A 24,098-nucleotide genomic window follows, 5' to 3' on the forward strand; every position below is an offset into this window, starting at 1 on the left:
CTGGCCCACATCGCATTACCAACTACCCAACTGACAGGCCAGCCTAAAACTCAGGTTGATTTACTACACCAAAGGTATTTTAGAATTTGTCAAATAGCGATTCTGCAGCAAAGGGGACTTGTAATAATCTTCGTCTAAAAATCTCAGCAGCGCTTTTAGCTCTTTTTTATCCTCTGGGATCTTGATTTTTTCTTTACCTTGGTCCATCTGTGCCTGCAAAGGTATATTAAATTCAGCGGCTACTGCTTTAATATCGCATACAGGGACCTTTTGGAGGATTTCACTCTGAGAAATAAGCCAAAATTTCCTACGAACCCAAGTGTCCGAGTTTGAAACCAACTGCTGCTTGCTCGAAACCAAAACACAATCCATGTCTGCAAATTGCTCAATATCAACATCTGTTGCTTCTTTATAATAATCAGAAACATCAAAAATCTGTCTCAACAAATGGAAGCTATTAAACTTTAGCTCTTTTCCATAAAGAATTGCTGAAAGCTTATTATCAATTTTAATTCCTGATCCCTCTATTTTTTTGTATACATTCGACGCATGGAAAATAGACAATCCATTATTTGATATAATCCTTTTTTTATCAAAGTTCTGCACAAGAATGACAGGCACACCTGCTGGATCGATATAGCCAGTAAACAACGCTTTTATCGTTCCAAAAACAGAAGGATCGGGAATTATTTCTTGAATGGAAAGAGGGTTATTAATTGCATAGCCCAAGTTATCGATATCATCATAATCATTTATCACCAAAACTTCGTCATGTTCAGGTTTATATTTACCATCAAATGGCACTTCATCCACTGCATTTTTATTGAAGCTAGCTTCTTGGTCTTTAATCAATGAAGTTAGATCATGTTGAACATCTTTAGACAGAGAGAACCTCAAGCAACGGTTTGCCGGATCGTTTGTCAATGCAAAAAGGTTGAAATTAGTCACGCTTAGTCTCCATCAACATAGCATCAGATATCATCTGAAAAGGACCTGCGGTGTGAGGATCCCTGATATTTCTCTTTGAAATCAATATATACCCAACCCCAGCGGACGATTCTACCTTATAGAACCTGAACCGCATTATCCTTAGCAAAGGATGTGCTGGAAGAGAACTTGATAGCCAAAGAAGAAGAAAAGCCGTTAAAACAACAAAGAAAATAGCCGTTACTGAAACTTCAGCAGCATTCATTATCAATGGAACAAAATAGCTAACAAAGAAAGCAAAATGCATAAAATCATTCGATTCTATCTTTGTAATTTTTAAATTAAAAATTTCTCCTTGCTGCCTGATGAGAATCAAAATCAGGAATGGAAGCATGCTTCCAATCAAGCCGACGATAAGTAGCTGTATGACATCGCTTCCTAAGCCATTGACATCATAACGGACATATGCCATTGTTATTAACGCAGGAGAAAATGCTGAGATAAACAACAATGCTCTCATCCACGTTTTCATCAGCTGCCCTCGCAACCAAAAGAAAGTTTCCAGGCTAACTTCAAACAAATTTCCCACGAATTTTTTCAACTTCTTTTAAATGCTGTTTAAGCTTAAAGCTATCTTCTTCTATCAATATTTCACCAACTTTCTTTACTGCTTCTTCCCCTTTGACTGTTACTTTATAGACAGTTGCATCCGCCTCCACCAAGGACATTCTTTCCAGGCAATCTAGAAAAGTAAACACCTCATTTTCATCGATTCCAATATATGCGCCAATCAAGCGCGGCTCATCTTGTCCTTTCGCATAAATGCGTGCTAATACTTGCATATGGACGGGGGATAACTCATCCAATCCTCTTATACCTTTCAACTCTGCTATCCCCATAATTTCTTGCATTGAAATCAAGCTATGTCTTTGATCTCCCAAAGAAATAGTAGACGCCACCTTTCTCCAAACATGTGTCGAATTCACTTTTCAGCACTCCAAAGCTAGTATTGATTGACATTTTCTTTCAGCCGCCTAGCCACATCATGGCTAGTTCGACTATCTTTCTTCATATCCCCAAGCTGCCTGAATATGACATCTCGAGATGCACTTAACAGCAGAGGATCCGCATCGACTGTTAGCCCATCTTTCTTTTGCAACACTGGCCACAGAAGCTTGTCCTTCAACACCAGCATTCCACTGCGATCCGGCGCATCAAACTTCAGATGCACTCGTTGTCCATGTCGATTGTTGACATCAGATCGGAACCGATCAATCTCAGCAATCTGGTTATTAGCTGTATCGGGGTTGGGTTTTAACTTCAGCTCGGCAAGGCTGACGGATACGGTATCCAGCATGACCTTCTGCTGACGCCCTATCCGGTCATCTTGTCGTTTCGCTAACGGGAGGGAGCGCTCTACCAGCTCAATCTCGGATTCTTCACCAATTTCAACGCCAAAGGCTTCCTCGAAGGTTTTCAGGTCATGGTCAGCTACGCGCACTGCTGCCAGTGGCTTGCGCGATTGCCATGCGGCTTGCACCGCTTCCAGCGGTTGCAGCATGTAATCCAGCAGCTTCTCAAAGACAGGGTCGCCAAAGGTCGCAAAGTGCAGTCTGCGATGATCAGATTCCCCAAGGCCATGCTCATAGAACCCTCGGGAGGTCGTCATCAATACCTCCTTAGGTAACCCGGGGACGTCGACCACCCGGTAAGCATCCCCATGCTTGAAGCTTTCGATGCCGCCTCCCAGAGCCCTGAGATACTGACTCTCGCTGATGGCCCGCCAGATATCCTCCAGAGTCGCCGGCATCGGCTCTGCACGACGCTGGGCCTCGAGATGCTCATAGGCCGCTTTCTGCTCTTCAGCCTTGAACTCAGTGAGCTGTTGTCGCTCCTTGATGCGCTCGGCATGCCGCTGGGCTCGGCGAATCAGCTCCTCTTCATCGATCTTGCCTTCCTCACCTTCTGCCTTGGCGTAATCCTCGAAATCCTCTGGCTGGATGGGCAGGAGCGAGAATTGCAGCTCGCCGGATACAGTAAGTGCCTCATGGAAACGCCTGACCAAACGCGAGTACACCACCTCTTCCACGCTATCCTGATATAGATAGTTAAGCACGTGGATGTGCTCGTGATGCTGGCCGATACGATCGATGCGGCCAATGCGCTGCTCCAGCATCATCGGGTTCCACGGTAAATCGAAGTTGATCAGTAGGTCGGCGCTCTGCAGGTTCAAACCTTCCGCTGCCGCATCTGTACATAGCAGGATGTCGATGTTTCCAGCAACGAAACGTTGCTTGATCGTCGTACGATCAAGCCTTTCAGGATGGTACTTACCAGCCCGGCGCAGGCTACCTCCCGCTCCAGAGAAGGTGCCGATTGGACACCCAGGGAGTAGCCGCCTCAACTCGTCATGAAGGTAGTTCATGGTGTCGGCGTAGCGGGTAAACAGTACCAACTGCCGTACACGGTCGGTGCCATTGGTTCGTCGCCTTTCGATGTCCTTCAGCAACTGCTGCATCTTCGACGGCGTCGTCGGGAGCCGGTCCATTGTGGAAATCAAACGGGCTACAGCGCCCTGCTCCCATGTCAGATCACTTTCGGTGCGATGCTTGAGGATCAACCCTTCGACCTCTTCATCACGAAGCTCTTCCAACTCTTCCCGATCGGCATAATTACTGGTGAGCTGCTGAGCCTTGTGATCCAGAGTTTGCTGAATTTTTACCAGGCGCCGCTCGAGAGAACATCGCAGTGCATGGAAGGAGGACGAATAACGGAGGCGCAGGAAGCTGAGGTAGAAACCGATAGCCGCTCTCTGTTGACCCTCTTCCATGTTGGCGGCCATATGGCTGGCCAGTTCGGCACAGTAAGCCTGCAGCTCGTCATAGACCTCACGCTCCACACCAGCAAGGGGGATGATGCCCGGGTGGACTTCCCTCCATGCCAAGTTGGCATTCAGTAGACCTTCGCGCTGATAAGCGCGTAGCAGCGAGCGGGTGTGGCGAAGCATGCTGCGGCCTAGCGGTGCCAGCAGGCTCAGCGCCGGTTGCACCTCATCCCAGCCGAAAATGGGCTCTTCCCAGCGCTCCACAAAGTCATCCAAACCGCTCTTACCAAAGGTAGAGAGCACATGCTCATGCACGAACTGCCACTGCTCGGGCGATGACGCACGGACATTATTCAGGTAGCGGCGTAGCCACTCGCTTTCGTAGTCCGCCATGGGATCGTTGTTCAGCAGCTTGTCCCGGACCCGATAGAAGATCTCGCATAGGTCTTCGGAGAACTGTACGGCGCCTGCAGAGGGCATCAACTTCAGCAGATCAAAGGCCTCGACCCGATTGAGCTGCATCGGTGTCGCCGTGGCCAGCAGCAGGGTCCGTGACTTGCTATACAGCGAGCTCTGCAGCTCCTGATAGAGCTTATTGAAGCGAGCCATGGTGGTCTGGTTATCGGGCGTCTGGCGCCTGGCCTTGTGGGCCTCATCCACCAGCACCAAATCCGTCTCTGGCAAGCTCGACAGCAATCGGCCTCCATGGCGGTTAATAACCAAACCAGTAGAGACGATCTCCAGCGGGGCATCGAACATCTGTCCATCGCCCTGGATGGGCTCGCCGCTGAGCATGTCAAGACGCTCCCAGCGCCCCTTGCGAGACGTGCGCCTCACGAAGGGCAGGAAGAACTTCTCGGCCATCTCAACCAGCCACTGCGAGGTGAGCGAGGCAGGTGCGAACACCCGAATCGATCTTGCTCGGCCACTGAGCCATAAGGCGCGGAAAGCCAGGCCCGCCTCGATGGTCTTGCCGAGACCTACCTCATCACAAAGCAAATGATTACGCGGGTAGGTGTCCAGCAAGCGGCTGGCCACAAAGCGCTGATGCGGCCAGGGCTCGATGGGCGTGGTCTCGATCCCAACTCGCTCGCCACCGGGGAGCAGTGGCGCAAGGCGGATCATGGCAAAACGAAGGCGCTCGGATGGGCTAGGCTTGAGCTCGTCTTTTTCACGGACTTCATGTGGATCCCGCGACATGGGCGTGCCATCGATCTCAAATAGCCCACTGGTGCTACTGGCAATTTTCACCAGCTCTGCCTTGACCGCTTCAGGCAGAGAGAACGTCTTGATAGCAGGATGCTTCCCCTCCCAAAGAGCGAGAAAGCTGCGATGCTTTCGTGCGAAGAGCTTGCGATTCCACTCTTCCCACGAAGGCTGGACTGTGATGTTCTCGGCATTGATGGCAAGCGCCGTTCGGGATTCGTTCAACGAGCCCGAAATGAACAACTCATCTTGATCATCACCGATGATCGCCCACTTCTCATGCAGGTAACCATCCTGGGCAAAGTCCATTGTCTGTGGGGTACCATCCTGAGCATGTACACGCAGACCCACCCGAATGGAGAGGTGTCCGTTGGCGACCATCCACGCCAGCAATTCGACGCCATGGCGTAATGCGGTGGGCCATTGCTGGGAGGACTCGAGCTGAGCCAGCATCACCTGACTGGCACGCTGCTCATCGCCTTGCAGAATCGCAGTGGCATCTTCCGGGTTGAGCTGCATGCCTACCACGAAACGCGCCACACCACCGTTCTCGACAAAACGCGAAAACCCTTGTGATGCCGCTGCAAGCGAAGAGGATGTGAAATAGCCGGCGACACGGTCATAGCGGGTCGCCCGCCTTAGCGCCGGAATATAGAAGTCATGCAGCACATCGACCAGCTTACCATCCTCGCGAATATCGGAGGTGGCGTAGCTCGGCTCCCAAGAATAGTCGCGTAGTGTCATGCCTGCCTCCTTGCCTAGCTGGTGACGAGATCCAGGCCTTTAAGCTTCCAGTTGCGTGAAAAGACTTTCAGCAAGTCGATCTGCCTTTCCTCAACCTCGTGTTCTGTCCAGAATTGGTGGTTCAAAACCTGAGTCGAGCAAGCATAAAGTGAGACGCCACTTCGTGTCTGGAAGTACTTTTGTTTCTTGAGGCTAAAATCGTAGTTTGATGCTTCCGAATTTTTCTGACGTGACAGCAGGACCAAGTTACCCAATTTATTCGTCCATTCCTCGCGCTGCTCCTCAGACCATTCATCCAGCCACTGGGAGCCTTCACTCGGGTTCTGAGGTAGCACATGCTCAATCGTCGTGGTCTTATGCTTATAGCTTACGGTAGTCGCTGCCAAAAAGGAGTCCATCCTAAGCATGATATACATGCGCAAGAGCGCCGGGTACTCATAGACGTTACCGTTTAGGCGCTCAAGAGTATATTTTTGCTCTTGGGTGGTGAGGTTCAGTGAAGAGCCTTCCTCAAGCAAATTATTGCCGGCCTCGAGCTCACTCAGCACCCGTCCATAGCGCTCCACTCGAGGTGTTACATAAACACCGCGAACAAACATACTGGCGGCCAAACGCTCCAGCAATGTCAAGTGCTTTTCTAGATCCTCAGTATCACTCTCATAGCGACGCACAAGCTCCATGGCAACTGGAACCCAGTCCATATTGTTGACTCGGTGAAGCCAACTGAACAGCTCATTGATGCTCTCTGCTCTCTCTGTGCTGACAAACGACTGGTTCCTGATCACCTCAAAGGCATCGGCATAGGGAAGGATGACTTCATCCATCAGAGTCTTGCTACCTGGTACTGCTTTTAGCACGTATTCGTTAAACTCATCCAGCACCGAACGCCGATACTTTTCCTTGCGAAAAATCATTCGGATATGAGCTATCAAATCATTGAAGCCCCGCCGGCTCAAGCGTATTTCTGCATCTTCCCAGCGTTCCGTGTACTGACTCCGCTCACGCTCTCCAATTCCACTGATAATATTGGCCTTCAGGATGTCAGATGGCTCAAGATCAAGGCCTCGGTCGTTCATCACTGAGAAGATACGATAGGCAGACTTGAAGCTCTCGGTCGATACCAGAACAAGAATGCAGTTACGTACAATAAACTGACCAAAGCGACCGACCTGCTCTTCATCAAGCTTGGAGAGCCGCTCCATGTAGTAGCTGCCGTTTTGAATAATATTCAGCTGGGAGTCTTGGTAGCGACTAGTGTCAAGATTTGCCAAGTCGGCCATTCCACCTGGGCTTTGAACATAGCGGTTGAAGAATTCGCTATCTCGTGTACGAAGGCAAAGCCGAGGTTTTTCTTCGAGGTCCAGAGTTATGTCGCCCGGCTCCATGATGTACTTATCGAAGGCAGCTCCCCATTTAGAATTGCCCTGAAGCCGGTCCCGAATAGCGGAGAGAAGGATCGTCAGTGTGGTCAAACGCTGCTGACCATCGACGACATCAGCGCGGTTAGTTCTATCATCCTTGACCAGCACGATGCTGCCCAAGAAATACTCTTCTGTCTTGTCCTCCTGCTCCATGAAGGTCCACAAGTCCTCGAACAGCTCCTCGGCCTGCTCGACCTCCCAAGCATAGGGACGCTGATACTCCGGGATGTGAAACTCATAGTCGCTGGACAAGACCTTATGCAATTTAAGGTCGCTTCCTTTGATAGTGCTCATCCCTGCGTTTCTCCTTCTTCAGATATCGTTATTGATGAGCCGCCAGCTCATTCCATTCCAACGCCCTTGACCGCCAGTGCTCCTCGATTTGTTGCACAAAATTAGGGTGAACCAGCTTGGCGCGGTGTTCACACCACTTTGGCCCATCCTGGCGGATCACGAGGCCTTCCAGCTTGCCATCCCGGTAGGCGCTGCGACCGCTATGCACCAGAGCTTCCAGCTCATTGACGGTGAAAAACCCTCGCTTGAGTAGCGGCACAACAGATAGGCCGAGCCGGCTTGCTAAGTCATTGCGTCTATCGTGGTTCCAGAATCGCTGGGCTTGACGGTCGTAAATATCGAAAATCAGGAACCAATCCGGCAAGGCGGCATAATCCAGCGAGTGGCGCGCTGCGCACCACTCGCCGAAGAGAATGACGTGATCGGGTAAGTGCTGTTGGAACACCGCAAGGTGCTGCATCAGCCACTGGTTCAGACGAGAGAACTGGCCGCGGTAAGGGGGCTCGAGGTAGGCGCCACGATTCTGTACACGCAGCTGGCCTTCATCTCCCCAGGAAATGCCCAAATTGGCACCGTCGAGCTTCTCCTCTACCAATACTTCGTCCGCTAGCAGCGCCTCGACCTCGGGGGGATCGAGCAGCTTATCGTCACGAGGCTCGCCCTCGCCAAGCCAGGCAAGATGCGGTGTATGGGGGAAGCGGAAGAACTCACTCATCCTCTGGAAACTCAGGTCTGGGTTGACCGGGAAACTTCTGAGAGTAGAACCGCCCAACATCATCGGGACAGACGAAGCGGAAGTGGACCCCAGCTATAGATAGCGGCTGCCACCAGTTGAGCCACTTGCAATCCGCTGCCTGAAGGATAGGCGGATTGCCGGCATCGGCCGCCGCCACGGCGATAAACTTGCGGTCTGGCGGGTCAAACTCGCGCTGTAGCGTGTGGTCAGGAAACTCCTCGAACCAATCATCAGCGCTTTCGGTAACGGTCACCTCGGCTACGTACCTAGAATCGACTCGTCGCTGAAATAGCCACTTGAGAAAGGCATCACCTGCGCCCGGCTGGCCACGGCGTGGATTCAGCTTATGGGTGTACTCACCCAGAATGCGCCATTCGTCATCGATCACGGTAACCCCGCCCCGGCGAAGGCTGTCGATCGCTTCAATGCAGGTGATCACACACTCCTCCGAGACATCCTCATGGTCACGATTCGCCACCAGCAGTACATTAGTATCGACCACAGCTCGCCTCATGCACTGGCCTCCTGTGCCTTCTTGGCCTTGCGCTTGCGCGCTGCCGCCAGTGCCCGCTGGGTGATGTCCTCCATGTCGTCGCCGAAGAAGTCATCGGGCCAGTTCTCAATATCTCCATATTCATTTAACTTTAATGGCTCTAAGTGAGCGCCTTTTCTATCACGATTGACGAAATATACCGCAATGTCTTTCGTGGTTATATCGCCTTCAGCCACTCGCCTTTGAAGTCGATTCAAGAAGTGCTCTGAGTGGCTTTCTATTATTAGTTGAACGTTTCTATCTTCGCCATTTTCTCGTGCTTTTATAGCACTAATAAAGGCATCGGCAAGGTTAGCCTGAACACGAGGGTGCAAATGGATTTCAGGCTGCTCCATCCATAAAACTGATTCCGGCGGTGTATAAAATGCTTGCACTAATGCTGGAAGGACTTGAGAAATCCCAAAGCCTACATCGGTCAATTTCACCCACGGCGTACCAACATGAGTTTGGATAAGAACCTCATACTCTTTTCGGCCTGGCGCAATAGGTTGCACGTCGAATTTATGGATAATTCCTAGCTCAGCTAACCAGCTAGCTATGAAAGCATCGAACCGCTGCTTTTTTTTCCCCGGCCCCCGGTTTAATTTTCGCCCCTGCTCACTGGCTGCGAGAATAGCGGGTATCATCAACTCACCCTGAGCACCTACATCTGACGGCGTATCTCCTGACCACGAATAGACACGCTTAGGATGGCTTCTCAATGGACCAAGGTGGTAAAATTTTTCCAACAGCTCCTCGGTCTGCAGCGCAAACAATGCAAGAAAATCAGCGTTCTGATATCGCGAAAGCGTTCTATCAGAAAAGCGATAAAATTTCTCAGGCGGCTCTACTGGCCACCCCCGCCCTTGTGCTCGCACCAATTTCAAAGGCTCACATTCTAACCAAGCCTTACTTCCATCTCGACCATGAGATACTCGAAGGGTCTCTTCTCGCCCCTTACAAAGGGAATAGTCAAATCGACGTGTCTCAGGCTGCATCTTATTGCTAGGTGCTATTTCAGCATGCAGAGCCAATTCCCTGCCTTGGTATGATTGCGAACCATTGAGGATATTTTTTACCGTCAAACTGCGGTTAAGCTTCCATCGAAGCCCAAACTCAATAGGTAAGGAAACGTCGCGCCCATAAACACAATCTTCATAAGTGCCTAGATCGATCAACGAATTGTTATCGCCTAGGTGCAACGATCGTTTGTGATCAGCCAGCATTGCCGTCTGCTTGAGGGCCAACAGGAGATGACCCAGGCTCGACTTGCCTGAGCTGTTGGTGCCGAAGATCACCGTCAGCGGGGCAAGGCGCATCGGCCCAGTGTCCCGCCAGGCCTTGAAGTTCTGCAGTCGCAACTCAGTGAGCATGGGCCTCTCTCCTTACAGCTCGTAGTCGATCATTTGGGCTTCGCGCTTGAGCTCGTCGTCTCGGCACTCCTTGGCCCAGACCTTGAGCAGGCCGCGCAGGGCGTCGCTGTCGCGCTTGCCATGCTGAGTCAGGAAGTTACGCGCTGCCACAATGCCGCCGTCGCGGTAGGTGACGATCAGACCACCCAGCACATCCCACAGGGTCTGCGGATTCTCCAGACGCGCAGCGGCACGCTCTTCCGGCTTGAGCAAGCGCAGCTTGTTACCCTTGATGGCCAGCGGGGCGGCGCGCTCGTCTTCGCCAACGTTGGCGTAGGCCACCATGTCATCGCTGACTCGGTAGTTGCCGTTGCGGTTCTGCAGGCGGAAGCTGAGGGAGCGACTCATCTGCAGAGCGTCATCGAAGGCGAAGTCGCCCAGGCCGTTGATGCCAAGCGCGATCACCGCAAGACGGGATTCGGCGTCCAAGTTGTCGACGGTGACCAAGCCACCGGAAAGGCGGCTGACCTCTTCCTCGGCCACCACACGGGACGCTTCCTGCATGGCGCGGGTAGGCGGTACGTCTTCGTCACCATCCTGCACAGGCCAGTGGGCGGAGTAGACGCGCAGCGCACGGCCCCAGGAAGCGATCATGCGGTCGACGGGGTTGAGCTTGAGGCGGTCGAACTCAACCAGGCCTTCGCGTACCGCAGCTTCCAGCTTGCCCTTGACCTCATAGGCCCAGCTAGAGGGCTCGCGATCACTGCGATCCGCTGGGCGGCAAGCGATAAAAATGGTGGATGCCGCTGATGCCATATCCATCTGGTGGGTTGAGAAGCCACCCTCAGATTCAACTGGCATACAGGCCGTGATATCCCAACCAGACTGAATCAGCGCATTGGTCAGGGTTTCCCAGGCATCGGAGCTCTTGTGGGTAAACATCAGCGTCATGATGCCATTAGGCTTCAGGACGCGCTTACTTTCGGCGAAGATGCCCTGCATCAGCTCCTCATACCTAGCTTTTGCGCCCTTAGCAGACCCATCGCGGGCCGGATTAGCAACAGCTTCTGCCGCCTTATCAGTTACCTCATGGTCAAACCAGCCAGGATAAAGGTCGGCCAAAGAACGTTTTTGCCAAACGTAATAATAATCAGAAAGCTCGCTATATTGAACATTGTCATAGTACGGAGGATCCATTACCACAGCATCGACACTATGGTCTGCAATTTCTGGCATGGAGGCGGCTGAGCCTTGAAGCGCCTTAATATCTCCTTCTTGAAAACCAAGCTTTCCACGCTCTCTAACTAACCCTTCGATACCCTTGTAGGCATCCAGCGCCTGAGATATTCCCCACCGTAGTGCCGATGAAGGGCCAGCATACACCATTTCCCCAAATGTCCACTTTAAAGAAAAATCATGGCGCCCAAAGGTACCCACCAAAACGGCATTGGACATATGCCATCGCGTTTGCTTGGAGTTGTAATCTACAACTTTGTCAATGGCAAATTGAAGGTAAGTGATAACGGCTCGGCCTTTTTCTTCACCCAACTCAGTGAGAATTTCGGACTTGGCATCCTGCAGTGCCTCCATTACTGAGAGGTGGCCAAGAAGCTGACGAGGAACGAACAACTCTTCCCAGCTGTTCATACCATAGCGGATCAGTTCACTTGTTTTACTGCCAGCCGGGATCGGTTCGTTAGGAACCAATCCCTTCATTTCGAAATCAAGGCGGAGCTCTTCCAGTTCCCGCTCGGCGGCCTGGATTGCTTCAAGATCTGTCTCGTTAGGTGCACGGAAGTAGCGAGCTTTCTGGGTCTTGATTTCGCCCTTTCGCTCTCCTGAGGAAAAGCGCTGCACCTGACCATGCTTGTCGACCTTGGGCTCCAGACGAATTCCGACCACGCAGAAGAGGATGTCCTTCCATTTGCCCAGCTCAGATTCACCACGGGCTTGGCGCTTGATCTCAGCACCGGAGATGGCCTGCTGGCAGTGAATGCACTGGCCGACACCACGGGTTACGGTACCAGCATCCAGGTCTTCGACACTGAGGCCGCTGTTATCGGCCGTCATCTCGAACGGTTCGAAACGTACCGTTTTATCTGGTTGCGGTTTGACTGCCACACCCCATTTTTCACCTTTTTTGGAAAGCCACAGGGAGTTGAGCAGTGGCGCATCGCCGGAGCAATGGGGGCAGGTCACCTGACGACAGTAGAGCAGCCCCATATGGTCATGCTCAGTGGCATATTCCTCGACCAGCTCTGGGTACCTGTGCAGGTGGGCTTCCAGTTTGGCATACTGATCAACGGGAATAGGGCTGAAAGGAGTAAAGGGCGCCATTCGGGCTTCGACCTTTTCCCTAAGCTTCTCCCCCCACTCTTCGATATCATCCAGCAAGCTCTCGCCGAAGCGCACAGGGTAGTCCAGCGTTGCCTTGAGGATAACGCTAGCGACGGGGTTGAGTTCGTTGGCGATCACCTTATGGCCGAGGCGCAGCGCCTCGAAGGGAATTGATCCACCACCAGCAGTTGGATCGAGCACAACCTTTCGCTCTTGCTCAGCAAATGGCTCAATTGAATTAGAAAAAGCGCGGGCATACCCATAAGAGTCCTCTGGATCCCAGCGGATAGCATTACCTAAGGCATGCTTGACATCGGCACGCTTGGCGAACTCAATTTTCTCAGAGACACCGGCAGGGTCAGCGGTTGCCTGCTCCACCTCCAGTTTCGCTCCAATATAGACACCCATCGCAGGAAGCTCCTGGACATCAGCCTTCCAGCTATGCACCACTGGCTCTTCCTGAAACTCGGAGCTTGCCTGCTCCAACTGGTCGATCATCTCTCGGCAGGATTCGCGGCGCTGTTGCTCCTTTTCCACCGCCTTAAGTACCGTCTTATCGACGGGTAATATCCAGCTACCATCATCCTCCTGACGGAGCCGTGAGGTTATGGTTCCATTCGTCAGAGTCCAGCGCTGCTCGCCCAGCTTGGCCTGCCAGCGGACGATACCCAGATCGCGAACGAACTGCTCCGGATCAGCATCTGCTGGCAACAACGACGCCAAAACTGCTGCGCGGCTGGGGGTTAGCGGACGGCGTGCCCACCATACATGAAGCCTGGCCGTGGGCGGCTGTTTGCCAGTATCACGCTCACGCTGGGTCTCAGAGCCCACCTGATGGCAAGGAAACCCGGCTTCGATCAGGCGCTGATCGTCTATCAATGGCTGGGCGGCGCTGGTAGTCGGCACGCTGGTAGCAGTCAGGCCTGATTCGTTGACGTCCATACTGTTGCTTCCTCTAACATGGCGACAGCCAGGCGAGCGGCCTGGCTGATCATTCGTTCTTGGCGCTACCGTTCTTGGCACGGCTAAGCTGCCATTTCCGGCCCGCTCTGCGAGCCACGTCGATTCCTATCCCTCAGCCACGGGCACGCACTTTCTCCAGGATGCGTGGCACCCGCTTGTCACCGGCCTCGCCGCAAAGCAGCATGCGTAATCCACTGGTGGCCCAGCTGCGCAGCGCCGGGTCAGCGGTGGTCACGTTGGCCAGCCAGTAAACAGCCTCTTCCCGGGAGAACATCGCGACCCGGCGGCCGATCAGCTCGATGCGGTCGACGTCCTTCACCTTGGTCTGCAGGCGGAAGAACAGAGCCAATCGTGCACCGGCGGCTTCATCCAGGGGGAAGTTGATATCGGTCTGCTTGAGCCCCTGGGCGGACATGAAGCGCTCCAGGCCCAGCGGGATGCCCTGTTCGTCCTTGACCTCCTCGAGGATGCGCTTGAGGACCGGCAGGCAGGCACGCACGCTCTCGCCATGCAGGGTGCCGCGCTCCACGTGCTTGGCGCGGGGGTTGGTCAGCCCTTCGGTATCGTCACGATCTTCCGGGGCGATGCGCTCCTTGACGACCAGCACCGGGGGCGGCAGATCCTTGTGGCGCGTCAGGCGCAGCACATAGGGCGAGCGCCTGGCCAGCTTGGCCAGCTGCGCTTCATCGGCCTGTGAGCTCTTGCGGCGCCCACGGGGCGCCGTCTTGGTGGCGGTGGTGGCCATCGGTCTTGTTTATCCTTCCAGTTGCTCGAGCATCTTGGTGAACTTGCAGTTCTGATCCAGCTCACCCAGGGTCAGGCGGACCTGATGCTGTTCAGTAGTAAAGCGTAAACGGCTGTTCAGGGCTGCGAACAGGGAGCGACTTTCTACCAGGCCACCTACCGTGGTAGGGCCCATGGCCAGTTGGAAACGCCCTTTGTCAGGGGTTTCCGCCTGGATCTGCAGCATCTGCACTTCGGTCTTGGACTGGGCCAGCCCGGTGCCGGAGAGCAGGTTAAAGAGCTGCTTGACCTTGTCGGGTGCGCGCAGCAGGAAGGCGCGGTTCTCGACCTTGGGCTTGCTGATCCAGCCCCGCGCTTGTGCCGTCTGGTAGGGCACCACGATGCCGCCCGTCACGCCGCCAACGGGTACAGTATCCCCTGTCATCGCCTGCTCGGGGTCGGCGTCACCTTCCTCGTTGAACGCTTCCTGCGGATAGGCCGCCAGTTGTCGCTGAGCGAAGAGGTTCTCCAGCTGCTGCTGGTAGACGTGTGGGTCGACCTTGTCGTGCTCCTGCTCGATGATCTGAGGCAGTTGGCTGAGGTCGACCTGATCGCGGCTCTGGATGGTCTGCTCGATCCAGGAGGCGACGGTGTTGGGGTCGCGTACGATGCTTTCCAGCCAGCCCAGCTGCTTGGCGTGCTCCTTGGTGCAGAGAATCCAGCCTTCGCCGTCCTTCTCCAGGGGCTCCACCGTCAGCGGCGGCGGGTTGTCCTTGTGATAGAGCGCATCGGGCTTGTGGGCCTTCTTGTCGGGCATGTGGCCCAGACACCAGCTGCTACGTTTGGCGCCTTCTACCAGCACGGTGGCCAGCAGCGCTGGACGTTGCAGGATCGGCCAGTTACGGCGCGTGGCGAAGCGCTCCACGAGGTCACTGACATTGACCTGCTTTTGGTTCTCGAAGAACAGCTTGCCGAGCAGCGTCGCCGCTTCTGCGGTGGAGGCACGTTCCTCGGTGATCAGTTCGCCTTCCTCGGCTAGCTGCTTGAGGATGGCATCTTCCAGGTGCAGGCCGCTGGAGCCACCTGCGGTGGGGCCGGCGCCCCGCTTACCCAGATCGCGCACCACCACGCGGCCACCATCGCGCCCCGGGTAGATCAGAAAACGATAGGCTTCATCGATGGCCGTGCGCAGCTCGGCCGGGCTCTTGGCGGCCCGCTCCCTGAACTCCCCTTTTTGAAGCTGGTCATGGCTGACGCCCCAGTTCTCGGGGTTTTCCTTGAGGCGCTCCACGGCGATGGCCTTGCGCGCCAGGGTAAGGATGTTCTGCCGGGTGCGGTGCTCCTGGTGCGTACGCGCTTCCGTCCAGGTCGAGCCGGCAATATGGGTGGTGCTGGGAGCCAGCAGGAACACCTGGTTCTGGTACTCGCGAACTGCCTCGCCGCGGCGCTCGATAAAGCGCGCCGGGTCCAGTTCTTCCACCTCGAAGGCGATGACGCCCAGCTGCGGCTTGCGCGTCTTGTCGGGAATCCCTTCACCATCATCGATATTGGGATGAATATCGAACACGGACGACTGCTTGATAAGGCCCCGAACGACCTGCTCGACACGCGTCATGGCCTCCGGGTAGGCCACGTTGCCCTCTATACGACGCAGGATGTTGTTGAGCGTCGGTACAGTATCGGCATACAGCCGACCGTTACGCTCGCGGAGGTAGTTCGCCTCACGCTCGATGGTTTCCAGGGCGGAACGCACGGTGGCCGGCTTGATGGCGGGTGAGGCCATCTCATAGACCGCCGAGGTCATGTCGATGCCGAACTTCTCGTCCTGCAGACCACCTCCACGACCGATCAGGCTGTGCAGGAAGACCACGCGCCAAGCCCACTCGTGCACCGGGTAGCCATCGGGATGGGGGTTGGCGGCATCCAGTTCGCCGGCCACGGTGCGGCTAGTGGTCTGGGTGCCTGAGGCCTTGCTGATATCGGAGTCAAGCACGGAGACGAAATCGGTGTTGTCCGTCTTGCCCAGAAGCTCACCGCGGATGGTGCCATCCGAGAGATCGATATGGCCGGTCTGGATCAGCGGGATAGTGAGCTTGGCCTCCCAGATCCTCCGCACGGCCCTTGCCAGGGTGCGTAGAAGGCCGCGCGTGCCCTGAAAGCTCTCCACCTGAGCCAGCTCCTCGGAGAGAAACTCGATCAGCGTGGGGTGGAAGGGATAGTGAGCCACCAGTCGATCATGGAGCTGTGGGTCGTTAGCGCCAGCCGGCAGGTCAGTACCTGCCTGGCGGTAGGTCTCGATGAACGCCGAGGCCACTTCATGAGCCGCTTCGAGGTCGACTGAAACGAACAGGCGCTTGGCCATGATGCGCGACAGGTCGCCCTCCTGCACCGGCGTCGTAGCCTCGGAGGTGCGGTTGACGACATCCAGCACACTCTTCTGGGCATCGGCCACGATAGCTTCAGCCTGTGCATCGGTGAAACCGTGCGTGCTTTTCAGACTTCCGATTAGCTTGTTGAAGCTCCCGAAGGCATTGGTTGCCGAGGCCAGGCTCAGCACGACCGCCACATTGGGTTTACCGGCAGCATAGGTGGAAAGCGACATCAGGAAGGCGGCTGACTGCTCGGCACCGATGCCGGGGAAAGCTGCCTCCATGCGCGACAGGTACTGAGCGATCTCATCGATGATGATCAGCGTCGGCCGGTCGCCGAACAGCGTCTCGAAGAACTCATCCGAGGCCGGCGCCGAGGCATCATCAAGGCGCGCCTGAATGGGTGCCTGCTGGTCGGATGACAGGGTTTGCTGGGCGACTTGCCACCATAGGGTGTTGGGCTTGGGAGACGCCCCGCCGGCGGTTTCCCGCAGCGTGTCCACGGTGTCACCGATAATTCCCACCACTTGCACCTGGCCAGGCTCCGGCAGCCGCTCAGGCTCCACGATCCCTGCCATGTGCTCGGCCAGCGGCTTGCCCTGCATGGCCGCATGCGCCAAGGCGATCAACGTGTGGGTCTTGCCGCCTCCGAAGGCGGTATCCAGCCGCTGCATCGCCGGCCGGGACAGGTCACCGTTGGCCAACCTGGCGAGTGCGTTGTCCAGAATCGTGCAGAGGCCTTGGGTCGGGTGCGTCGCATCTCGGAAGAAGGCCACTGGGTCGGAATACAGTGAGTTGGCCCCTTCGCGGGCCTCCCCCTTGCGGTAGTCCCCCAGCACGCGGCTGAGGCTGGCAGTGAAGATCTCTGGGTTGAAGGTGCCCGCCAGGATCTCGCGACGTGGCTGACAAGTGGAAAGAACGTGTCGCATCGGTTGCTCCCTGCAGCGCAGCAGGCCGGTGTAGTATCCCAACAGGCTGCGTGGTTCAAGGCCATCATGAAGGCATGCGTAAAGCGACACAGGCCTTATGACAGTTCAGTTATGGGTATTAGCATGCCATGTTACGCTAGCTGACAAAGATGGGTAAGGGGAATGAGGCTGGTCTTGACCCACCTATTTTTATACGGCAAGCCCTTCCTCCCCCCTTGCCCCGGCTACCACAGCTGAACGTTCTCGATGCGGCACGTCACCGAATCAAGTTGAACCCGATAGATTTCATCAAAGCTATTGAAACTGAAGGAAAAGTTCATCGCATTCCAGTCTGAGCCGTGAGAATACAGCGAATGGCTGAACCAGTCTGACTCTGTACTACTCCGCCGCCTGCCGTTGACGGTGTGGTGGGTAATCTCGGCGTCGCAGGAGACATCCACACCTAGGGACGACTGCCCACGGTAGTCGGTCGCCAGTTCGTACTCGGCAGTGACGTCGCAGCTTCGGTAGGTGTCGCTGGATAAGTCTTCATGACAATCGAGATTGGTATTGATGAGATTCAAGCAGACCTCTGCCCCAGAACGATATTCCATTTCGCAGCTCGAGCCACCTACGCCGGACGCGGAGGTCAAGCGGAAGTACTGGCCGTGAATCCAGCCTTCGCGAGAACGGCTGGTATCCCCTCCCTCGAAGTACATGACCTTCAGCCAGTCCCCCTGCATATCCAGCACCCCAGCAACCGTGCCCATTGGCAGAGAGGCCACCACCTCACCCGATGGTGCTGACCGGACATTCAACGACTGCGCCGTCGTCATCCCGATCGGCATGGCCACCGCTGTAACCACCGGCATCAGCCACAACAACACAAAAAATAAAATTCTCATTATCATCCCTAAGTTCCCTTGTGATCTATCCGAATACCCCGCCACCTACGGCAGCGTGGGGGCGTGTGCAGTCAGCCCCGCTCCTCCTTATCGGTATCATGACAGCTCAGCCAGCGAAGCTGAATTAGACTTGACGACCTGCCCCAGTAGCCTGGGAATGGGGTAGGTTAGAGAGGCATCATCCTGTGCGGGGAGCACGCTGACGTGGCAGGTCACTCAATGGCAGAGAAAGTCATCATCGATACGCCCGACACCCTATTCCCTTTCATGCCACCGGTATGGGAGCTTGTCGGTTGGTTCGACGACAAATGCACCGGCATGCACACTCTCCTCCATCGCATGCAGGAAGATGAAAATCTAAAACTGGAACCAGTCCACAGACAGACTCTCAAGACGGCCTGCCAGGATGGTGTTTCTCCTCGCAGCGCCAAGAAGATCGAGAAAAACCTCCATAAAGTGGCGGAACAAAAAAATATGGCTGAGCTGCTCAGTCATATTACTCCGAAAGAGCCTATAGTTAGAGATACGAATGGAACCAAGTGGCTGGTGTTCAGCCAAGGACTTCTCGAGGGAATCAACCAGCATCAGCCGATACAGAAGCTCGAACTCCCCCTGACGTTCTCTTTCCTGGAGAAGCGCGCCAAAGCGGAGAGGCAACTGATTCTGACATGCCATCAGGCCAGGAAGATGGAGACCTCGCCTGAAGAGAAACTTACTCGAATGTGCAAGGCCATTTGCGAAGCGTTCCGACACCATACTTTGCTCAACTCACAGGAGATCCGCAGCTATAGCACTGCCATGATCGATGCCAGTCGGCCTGGTCAGCAGAGAACGACAGAGCTGATAGCAGAAGCATTAAAAGTTTTGTTTAGCCTTCGGGTGGATTTTTATCATCAGCTCCTTGCCAGCTTCATGACTGACATGCTGAAAATAAAAGAATCACTCAGGATTCCAGACACACTGACAGATGCTCTGGTCAACCACGGTGGCATGGAGCAATTGATGCCATTTCTTGAAGGAGAAAAACTCGTCACGCCGACATATCGGCTGTACGAACTCTGGCTTGGCGCATTCTCGCTAAATAGCGAGAAACCGATGTCGTACCGCACCATGTCATTGCACCTACCGAGCCCTTCGATCACACGGACTCGTGTCGGTGATCAGGCAACCTTAGAGGACATTCATAACGCTGCTAATGAGACACGCCGCAGCAGGCTCAAAGAATGGAGAACTGGCACAGCTCCCAAAATAGATCAGTTGATCGCTTTTATCGAATCCTTAACCGGCGAGAGCTATGGTGCCTTCTTGCCACTAATAATGACTCATACTGCGACCGCTTGGACGAATTGGATCGAACAGGAGCTAGCTAACCTTGAAAAGCAGTTGCAGGAAGACCCATCCCTTACCGTGCACCTGAATCGAGATTGGCTGTTAGCCAGATTCTCGAGTTATCCGAACTATTGGGCACACGTCAAAGCCCAGGCTCACCGCTGATGAGCCTGGGACCATAGCACTGAAACACTACTTCTTACCGCGATTACCACCAGTATTGTGAGCAGCCGCCCTGGCAGCTCGAGCAGCAAAGCTACCCGTTGACACTTTGCCGCCACTCGATTTTGCCGTGCTGCTCTGGATACGTGAGGCAGCTGCCTGAGTCATGGGTGACTTAACTTTTGCCATTGTGATCATCTCCTGTGATGGGTGAACCAGCAACAGAGTGAGCTCACTGCGCTACTGGTCCTGAGATGATCGCCGTAGTAACGCACTCCTGGGAGGGGAGTCGAAGTGGGAAATTCTACTTGGACAGGTCTTATCAGACTAACTTGAAACAAATTGATGACGATTGATCTTCGGATGAAAGAGAAACACTTTCCTCCAGTTACAAAAAACCCGGCTCGCTGAGCCGGGTTTTCGAAATCTGTGGCGGAGAGGGAGGGATTCGAACCCTCGAAGCCTTTCGACTTACACACTTTCCAGGCGTGCTCCTTCGACCACTCGGACACCTCTCCACATTGTGGTTCTTCCACGGGGGCAGCGCCCTTGTGCGTCAGAACGGCGCAAAGTCTAACGGCTTAAGTGCGCGTTTGCAAGCCGGTTTTTCGGCTCGGTGGCATTCAGCCGACAGGCAGCACGGCATAGTCACCGCGGGCTTCCAAGCACAGCACATCGCCGCACCAGAGCTGCTGGGTCAGACCGATGCGGCCGCGCCCACGGCTGGTCAGGCGCTCTGCCAGGTTCGCCGGCCCCTGTTCGCTGTGGGGAGCGCAGACGATGCGGTAATCGCCGGTAACGGGTGCCAGGAAGCGCTGGCTGGCTTCGGCCACGACGACGTCGCGGGCGTAGCCGCGCTGGCGCAGCCAAAGGGTGGTCCAACACCAGCCCAGCAGGGTGGTCTGGGCGGTGAGCGCCCCGCCGAAGCCGGTGCCCTTGTCGTTGAGGTTGAGCTCGAGCGCGAGCTCCCACACCAGGCTCTCCCCTTCCCAGCGCATCTCGCGAATGCCCAGGTGCGCGACCATGGGAATGGCCTCGGCCAGCCAGGCGAGAAACGCCTGCGGCACGTCGCTCTGGCCGGGCTCGGGCAGCGCCAGCCGTGGGTGGGGTATACCGATTTCCCGCATGGGTCAGGTCCAGCGTTCGACGAAGTCGCCGACGTTATGCTCGGCAATGGGCTTGTGGCGTCCGCCGAGCTGGCCCAGATAAAGGAAGGCGATCAGCTCGTCGTCTTCCTCCAGCCCGAGCCCCTTGCGTACGGTGGGGTCGAAGGCGTACTTGCCGCTGCGCCACATGGCGCCAAGGCCAAGGGCATGGGTCGCCAACAGGATGCCGTGGGCGGCACAGCCGGCGGAGATCACCTGCTCGATCTTGGGCACCTTGGGCATATCGGGGGTGACCTTGGCGATCACCGCGATGACCATGGGGGCGCGCAGCGGCTTCTTGCGCGCCGCATCCAGGGCGGCATCTTCGATGTCCGGGTCCTCACGGTACTCGGCCTCGGCGAACAGCTCGCCCAGCCGCTCTAGTCCCTCACCGGTGAACTCGATGAAACGCCAGGGGCGCAGTTCCTTGTGGTCCGGCGCGCGCAGCGCAGCGCGATAGATCGCTTCCATCTGCTCGGGGCCAGGGGCCGGCCCCATCAGCTTGCCCATGGAGCTGCGTTCGTGCAGCAGGGTCATCGCATCCATGTTGCTCTCCTCTCGAGTCTTTCTCGGCACTCTACCCAAGGCGCTACTGCCGCGCCAGGCGCAGGGGCTCGGGCGGGCGTTCGCCGGGGGTGGCGCGCCAGGGGCTGATGTCGAGCCCGCCGCGGCGCACGTAGCGCGCCAGCACCAGCAGGCGCTCCGGTTTCGCCCTGGCCATCAGGTCGGTGAAGATGTGCTCCACGCAGTGCTCGTGGAAATCCTGATGTTGACGATAGCCGATCAGGTAGCGCAGCAGGCTCTCGCGGTCGAGCCTGGGGCCGCGATAGCGAATCAGTACGCTGCCCCAGTCGGGCTGGCCGGTGACCGGGCAGTTGGACTTGAGCAGGTGCGAATAGAGCGTCTCCTCGACGATCTCCTCTCCCACCTTCAAGTGCTCGGCGCTGGGAGTGTAGGCGTCGATCTCAATGTCGAGTTCGTCCAGGCACTCGCCGGGCAGCCGACACACCGCCAGCGCCGCGTCGTCGACATCGAACAGCTCCACCGAGACCGGTGCCCCGGCGGCCTGGGCCAGATCGCGCTCGAGGATTTCGATCACCTGTTCGCGGCTGTCGAAGCGGGTCTGGTTGAAGCCGTTGAGGTAGAGCTTCCACGACTTCGACTCGATCAGGTTGGGCGACTCCGCCGGCAGACGAAAACGTGCCACGGCCACCAGCGGCTTACCGCGGGCGTTGAGCCAGCTAACCTCGAAGGCGTGCCACTCATCCTCGCCGACGAAGGGCAGTTTGCCCTCTTCGATGCCCAGCGGCGTGCGATTGGCCGCGCGGGGGATGGGATAGAGCAACCCGGCATCGTAGTGCTCGGGATAGGCGGACTCGCGCCCCAGCGGGGCATGCTCGAGGGTGTCGGGACGTTGACTCATGATCTGATACCTTTACCCCTCTCCAGCATCCACAGGGCGATGGCGAAGAGCACGATGATGAAAGCGAAGATGGCCGTCAGCGCCCAGCCTACCGGAATGTCGGAGATACCGAGGAAGCCGTGGCGGAACACGTTGACCATATAGAGTATCGGGTTGAGCAGCGAGACGTTCTGCCAGAAGGTCGGCAGCAGCGAGATCGAGTAGAACACCCCGCCCAGATAGGTCAGCGGCGTGAGCACGAAGGTCGGCACGATGGAGACGTCGTCGAACTTGTCGGCCAGCAGTGCATTGATGAAGCCGCCAATGGAGAACAGCGCCGCGGTGAGCACCACCACCCCGAGGGTCAACAGCGGGTGAGCCACGCTGATGCGTGTGAAGAACAGCGATACCAGGGTGACGATGGCGCCCACCCCCAGGCCGCGGGCCATGCCGCCCAGCACGAAGCCGGCCAGGATCACCCAATTGGGCATGGGAGAGACCATCATCTCCTCCACGCTGCGCTGGAACTTGTTGGAGAAGAAACTGGAGGCCACGTTGGAGTAGCTGTTGGTGATCACCGCCATCATGATCAGCCCCGGGACGATGAAGTCCATGTAGCTGAAGCCGTCCATCTCGCCGATGCGCGGGCCGATCAGGCTGCCGAAGATGATGAAGTACATGGCCATGGTGATGGAGGGCGGCAGCAGGGTCTGCGGCCAGATCCGCGTGAAGCGCTTGATCTCCTTGAGTACCAGGGTCCACAGGGCGATGGCGATCTGAGCGGCGCTCACTTGCTCACCTCCGCTCCGTCGAGTTCGCGCTGCATCTCATTACCCTGCTCCACCATCGACACGAACATCTCCTCAAGCCGGTTGGCGCGGTTGCGCATGGAGACTACCTCGATGCCCTGCTCGCCCAGGGCGGCGAAAACGTCGTTGAGCCGCTGGCCGCGGTGCACCACCACGGCGAGCTGGGCACCCTCCACCTTGTTCACCTCGAAGCCCTCGACGTGCGGGGCCTGCTCCACCGGGCGGGCCAGGTCGAGCAGGAAGGTTTCGGTATCGAGTTCGGCGAGCAGCTCGCGCACGCCGGTGTTCCGCACGATCTCGCCGTGGTTGATGATCGCCACGTTGCGGCAGAGGCTCTCGGCCTCCTCGAGATAGTGGGTGGTGAGGATGATGGTGGTGCCCTCCTCACGATTGATGCGGCGCATGTACTCCCACATGCTGCGACGCAGCTCGATGTCGACGCCGGCGGTGGGCTCATCGAGAATCAGCAGTTTGGGGCGGTGCATCAGGGCGCGGGCGATCATCAGGCGGCGCTTCATGCCGCCGGAGAGCATGCGCGCGCTGCCGTTGCGCTTGTCCCACAGACCGAGGTCCTTGAGCAGTTGCTCGGCACGGGGCAACGCCTCGCTGCGCGGCATGCCGTAGTAGCCTGCCTGGGCCAGCACGATGTCGATGACCTTCTCGAACTGGTTGAAGTTGAACTCCTGGGGCACCACGCCCAGGTGGTACTTGGCCCGGGCGAAGTCGCGGTCGATGTCGATACCGAAGATCGAGACCCGGCCGGCGGTTTTCTGCACCAGTGAGCACACCACGCCCAGAGTGGTGGACTTGCCGGCCCCGTTGGGGCCCAGCAGGGCGAAGAAATCTCCCTGCTCGACGTCGAGATCGATACCCTTGAGGGCATGAAAGCCGTTGCCGTAGACCTTCGTCAGGCCACGGATCGACAGCGCCGGTTCGGCCATGGGACATCCTTGCGTTGGGATGAAGTGCGAGTCCAAGAGATTAGGGCGCGAAGGAATTTTTCAAGTCGC

General features: G+C 56.2%; 18 protein-coding genes and 1 tRNA gene. 1 reads left to right on the forward strand and 18 read right to left on the reverse strand.

Features of this window, described 5'->3' with window-relative positions:
* Positions 1 to 63: 63 nt before the first annotated feature.
* The 12 genes from HOP58_RS23250 to HOP58_RS04950 form a co-directional block, all read right to left on the reverse strand.
* On the reverse strand, positions 64 to 948 hold the full coding sequence (locus tag HOP58_RS23250) for a Kiwa anti-phage protein KwaB-like domain-containing protein (RefSeq protein ID WP_234259716.1): 885 nt from the start codon (positions 946 to 948) through the stop codon (positions 64 to 66).
* Positions 941 to 1,459: a hypothetical protein gene (locus tag HOP58_RS04900; RefSeq protein WP_234259717.1), complete on the reverse strand. Its 519-nt coding sequence runs from the start codon at positions 1,457 to 1,459 to the stop codon at positions 941 to 943. The genes HOP58_RS23250 and HOP58_RS04900 overlap by 8 nt, the downstream gene beginning before the upstream one ends.
* 40 nt (positions 1,460 to 1,499) lie before the next feature.
* The gene (locus HOP58_RS04905) at positions 1,500 to 1,913 is read right to left on the reverse strand and encodes a hypothetical protein (RefSeq protein ID WP_234259718.1); all 414 of its coding nucleotides are present in this window, start codon (positions 1,911 to 1,913) and stop codon (positions 1,500 to 1,502) included.
* Between the two features lie 17 nt (positions 1,914 to 1,930).
* Positions 1,931 to 5,701 carry a helicase-related protein gene (locus tag HOP58_RS04910; RefSeq protein WP_234259719.1) on the reverse strand — a complete coding sequence of 1,257 codons (3,771 nt, stop codon included), beginning with the start codon at positions 5,699 to 5,701 and terminating at the stop codon, positions 1,931 to 1,933.
* 14 nt (positions 5,702 to 5,715) lie between these two features.
* Positions 5,716 to 7,416, reverse strand: coding sequence for a DUF262 domain-containing protein (locus HOP58_RS04915; protein ID WP_234259720.1), 1,701 nt, complete (start codon positions 7,414 to 7,416; stop codon positions 5,716 to 5,718).
* 28 nt (positions 7,417 to 7,444) lie between these two features.
* Positions 7,445 to 8,131, reverse strand: coding sequence for an RNA ligase family protein (locus HOP58_RS04920; RefSeq protein ID WP_234259721.1), 687 nt, complete (start codon positions 8,129 to 8,131; stop codon positions 7,445 to 7,447).
* Positions 8,124 to 8,666, reverse strand: coding sequence for a hypothetical protein (locus HOP58_RS04925; protein ID WP_234259722.1), 543 nt, complete (start codon positions 8,664 to 8,666; stop codon positions 8,124 to 8,126). Before HOP58_RS04925 ends, HOP58_RS04920 begins: the two co-directional genes overlap by 8 nt.
* Positions 8,663 to 10,057, reverse strand: a complete 1,395-nt coding sequence (locus HOP58_RS04930; protein ID WP_234259723.1) for a DUF3696 domain-containing protein — start codon at positions 10,055 to 10,057, stop codon at positions 8,663 to 8,665. Before HOP58_RS04930 ends, HOP58_RS04925 begins: the two co-directional genes overlap by 4 nt.
* A 12-nt stretch (positions 10,058 to 10,069) precedes the next feature.
* Positions 10,070 to 13,315: a DUF1156 domain-containing protein gene (locus tag HOP58_RS04935; RefSeq protein ID WP_234259724.1), complete on the reverse strand. Its 3,246-nt coding sequence runs from the start codon at positions 13,313 to 13,315 to the stop codon at positions 10,070 to 10,072.
* 133 nt (positions 13,316 to 13,448) lie between these two features.
* A complete protein-coding gene (locus HOP58_RS04940; RefSeq protein WP_234259725.1) occupies positions 13,449 to 14,081 on the reverse strand; it encodes a hypothetical protein in 633 nt (210 codons plus the stop codon).
* A gap of 9 nt (positions 14,082 to 14,090) precedes the next feature.
* Positions 14,091 to 17,357: a DUF499 domain-containing protein gene (locus HOP58_RS04945; protein WP_234259726.1), complete on the reverse strand. Its 3,267-nt coding sequence runs from the start codon at positions 17,355 to 17,357 to the stop codon at positions 14,091 to 14,093.
* A gap of 224 nt (positions 17,358 to 17,581) precedes the next feature.
* Complete coding sequence (locus HOP58_RS04950) at positions 17,582 to 18,241, reverse strand: SH3 domain-containing protein (RefSeq protein WP_234259727.1); 660 nt, start codon at positions 18,239 to 18,241, stop codon at positions 17,582 to 17,584.
* 219 nt (positions 18,242 to 18,460) lie between these two features.
* Between HOP58_RS04950 and HOP58_RS04955 the strand changes: the two genes are divergently transcribed.
* On the forward strand, positions 18,461 to 19,735 hold the full coding sequence (locus HOP58_RS04955) for a hypothetical protein (RefSeq protein ID WP_234259728.1): 1,275 nt from the start codon (positions 18,461 to 18,463) through the stop codon (positions 19,733 to 19,735).
* Positions 19,736 to 20,162: 427 nt separating this feature from the next.
* Here the strand turns inward: HOP58_RS04955 and HOP58_RS04960 are convergent.
* The 6 genes from HOP58_RS04960 to HOP58_RS04985 form a co-directional block, all read right to left on the reverse strand.
* Positions 20,163 to 20,250 (reverse strand) — tRNA-Ser (locus HOP58_RS04960).
* 105 nt (positions 20,251 to 20,355) lie between these two features.
* A complete protein-coding gene (locus tag HOP58_RS04965) occupies positions 20,356 to 20,859 on the reverse strand; it encodes a YiiD C-terminal domain-containing protein (RefSeq protein WP_234259729.1) in 504 nt (167 codons plus the stop codon).
* A gap of 3 nt (positions 20,860 to 20,862) precedes the next feature.
* Entirely contained in the window at positions 20,863 to 21,423 is a 561-nt protein-coding gene (locus HOP58_RS04970) for a nitroreductase (RefSeq protein WP_010627844.1), read from the reverse strand.
* Positions 21,424 to 21,466: 43 nt separating this feature from the next.
* Complete coding sequence (gene queF / locus HOP58_RS04975) at positions 21,467 to 22,300, reverse strand: NADPH-dependent 7-cyano-7-deazaguanine reductase QueF (RefSeq protein ID WP_010627843.1); 834 nt, start codon at positions 22,298 to 22,300, stop codon at positions 21,467 to 21,469.
* Positions 22,297 to 23,070, reverse strand: coding sequence for an ABC transporter permease (locus tag HOP58_RS04980; RefSeq protein WP_010627842.1), 774 nt, complete (start codon positions 23,068 to 23,070; stop codon positions 22,297 to 22,299). Before HOP58_RS04980 ends, queF begins: the two co-directional genes overlap by 4 nt.
* On the reverse strand, positions 23,067 to 24,029 hold the full coding sequence (locus HOP58_RS04985) for an ABC transporter ATP-binding protein (RefSeq protein WP_010627841.1): 963 nt from the start codon (positions 24,027 to 24,029) through the stop codon (positions 23,067 to 23,069). Before HOP58_RS04985 ends, HOP58_RS04980 begins: the two co-directional genes overlap by 4 nt.
* Between the last annotated feature and the right edge of the window lie 69 nt (positions 24,030 to 24,098).

The sequence above is a fragment of the Halomonas sp. MCCC 1A11062 genome, from assembly GCF_021404355.1.
GTDB classification, from domain to species: Bacteria; Pseudomonadota; Gammaproteobacteria; order Pseudomonadales; family Halomonadaceae; genus Halomonas; species Halomonas aerodenitrificans.

What these genes read in the sequence shown, in the direction of transcription:
- HOP58_RS04900 (WP_234259717.1), bottom strand. Translation starts at nt 1,459, where the DNA reads ATGAAAACGTGGATGAGAGCATTGTTGTTTATCTCAGCATTTTCTCCT.
- HOP58_RS04910 (WP_234259719.1), bottom strand. Translation starts at nt 5,701, where the DNA reads ATGACACTACGCGACTATTCTTGGGAGCCGAGCTACGCCACCTCCGAT.
- HOP58_RS04915 (WP_234259720.1), bottom strand. Translation starts at nt 7,416, where the DNA reads ATGAGCACTATCAAAGGAAGCGACCTTAAATTGCATAAGGTCTTGTCC.
- HOP58_RS04920 (WP_234259721.1), bottom strand. Translation starts at nt 8,131, where the DNA reads ATGAGTGAGTTCTTCCGCTTCCCCCATACACCGCATCTTGCCTGGCTT.
- HOP58_RS04925 (WP_234259722.1), bottom strand. Translation starts at nt 8,666, where the DNA reads ATGAGGCGAGCTGTGGTCGATACTAATGTACTGCTGGTGGCGAATCGT.
- HOP58_RS04930 (WP_234259723.1), bottom strand. Translation starts at nt 10,057, where the DNA reads ATGCTCACTGAGTTGCGACTGCAGAACTTCAAGGCCTGGCGGGACACT.
- HOP58_RS04935 (WP_234259724.1), bottom strand. Translation starts at nt 13,315, where the DNA reads ATGGACGTCAACGAATCAGGCCTGACTGCTACCAGCGTGCCGACTACC.
- HOP58_RS04940 (WP_234259725.1), bottom strand. Translation starts at nt 14,081, where the DNA reads ATGGCCACCACCGCCACCAAGACGGCGCCCCGTGGGCGCCGCAAGAGC.
- HOP58_RS04945 (WP_234259726.1), bottom strand. Translation starts at nt 17,357, where the DNA reads ATGCGACACGTTCTTTCCACTTGTCAGCCACGTCGCGAGATCCTGGCG.
- HOP58_RS04950 (WP_234259727.1), bottom strand. Translation starts at nt 18,241, where the DNA reads ATGAGAATTTTATTTTTTGTGTTGTTGTGGCTGATGCCGGTGGTTACA.
- HOP58_RS04955 (WP_234259728.1), top strand. Translation starts at nt 18,461, where the DNA reads ATGGCAGAGAAAGTCATCATCGATACGCCCGACACCCTATTCCCTTTC.
- HOP58_RS04965 (WP_234259729.1), bottom strand. Translation starts at nt 20,859, where the DNA reads ATGCGGGAAATCGGTATACCCCACCCACGGCTGGCGCTGCCCGAGCCC.
- HOP58_RS04970 (WP_010627844.1), bottom strand. Translation starts at nt 21,423, where the DNA reads ATGGATGCGATGACCCTGCTGCACGAACGCAGCTCCATGGGCAAGCTG.
- queF (WP_010627843.1), bottom strand. Translation starts at nt 22,300, where the DNA reads ATGAGTCAACGTCCCGACACCCTCGAGCATGCCCCGCTGGGGCGCGAG.
- HOP58_RS04985 (WP_010627841.1), bottom strand. Translation starts at nt 24,029, where the DNA reads ATGGCCGAACCGGCGCTGTCGATCCGTGGCCTGACGAAGGTCTACGGC.